The organism is Halorubrum tibetense (genome assembly GCF_042661865.1).
Lineage (GTDB): Archaea > Halobacteriota > Halobacteria > Halobacteriales > Haloferacaceae > Halorubrum > Halorubrum tibetense.
The window spans coordinates 1-1,055 of the sequence record NZ_JBHSWW010000495.1 but is presented as its reverse complement, the minus strand read 5'-3'; the positions used below and the strand labels follow the sequence as shown (position 1 = coordinate 1,055).

General features: G+C 69.0%; 1 protein-coding gene. It reads left to right on the top strand.

What is annotated here, in order from left to right; all coding sequences use genetic code 11:
* Positions 1-184: 184 nt before the first annotated feature.
* On the top strand, positions 185-979 hold the full coding sequence (locus tag ACFQEU_RS16470; protein ID WP_379783907.1) for a basic amino acid ABC transporter substrate-binding protein: 795 nt from the start codon (positions 185-187) through the stop codon (positions 977-979).
* Positions 980-1,055 lie beyond the last annotated feature (76 nt).

Below are 1,055 nucleotides of genomic sequence, written 5' to 3'. Positions count from 1 at the left end.
TGGACGCTCCGGACCGCGGACGCGGCCCCGCGCACCTCAACCCCGATCGGCGGCGACTGACCGGCTGCTCGGCGTACCGGGCGTCCACTGTCTCGGATCGGCGGCCGGCAGACACGGTCCGTACAAGCGTTGTCGACCGAGGACGGGAGGAAAGGTTCAAATCGCTCCACGCACACCCACGGGTATGACATACCGCAGTGAGACCGATATGAGCCGTCGGACGTACCTACAGCTGACCGGCGGGGCGAGCGTCGTCGGGGCGACCGGACTCGCCGGCTGTCTCGGCGACGACGACGACGTGATCGTGCCCGGGACCGCGTCCGGCTTCCCGCCGTTCGAGTTCCGCGAGGACGGCGAGCTGATGGGGTTCGACATCGACCTGCTGGAGGCGGTCGTCGCCGAGACCGAGTACGAGCTCGGCGAGTGGGAGGACTTCGACTTCGACGGGCTGATCCCCGCGCTCACGGGCGACCGCATCGACGTGATCGCCGCGGCGATGACGATCTCGCCCGACCGACAGGAGACGATCGCCTTCACCGACCCCTACTGGGAGTCCGACCAGGCCGTGCTCGTCCGCGAGGACGACGGGTTCCAGCCGGCGAGCTGGACCGACTTCGAGGGGCGTCCGGTCGGCGCACAGTCCGGAACCACGGGCGCGGAGCAGGTACAGACGAACCTCATCGATACGGGGGTCATCGACGAGGACGACTACTCCTCGTACGACAACTACGTCTTCGCGGTCGAGGACCTCGAGAACGGGAACATCGACGGCGTCGTCATCGACCTGCCGGTCGCCGAGACGTTCGCCGCCCAGCGCGACGTGGCGATCGCGTTCGTCGAGGAGACCGGCGAGGAGTACGGCTTCGGACTCCGACAGGACGAATCCGAGCTCCAGACGGCGCTGAACGACGGGCTCGCGGCGGTTCGTGACGGTGACGAGTACGCCGAGATCACGGACCGCTGGTTCGGCCAGGAGTAGCGTCGGATGTCCGCGTCGGTGGGGGTCGCGGTGGCCCTGTTCGGCGCGCTCGCCGCGGCCGTCAGCGACGCCGCCG

Bases quoted from the DNA above. Each gene is read 5' to 3' on its own strand.
- ACFQEU_RS16470 (WP_379783907.1), top strand. From the start codon at position 185: ATGACATACCGCAGTGAGACCGATATGAGCCGTCGGACGTACCTACAG.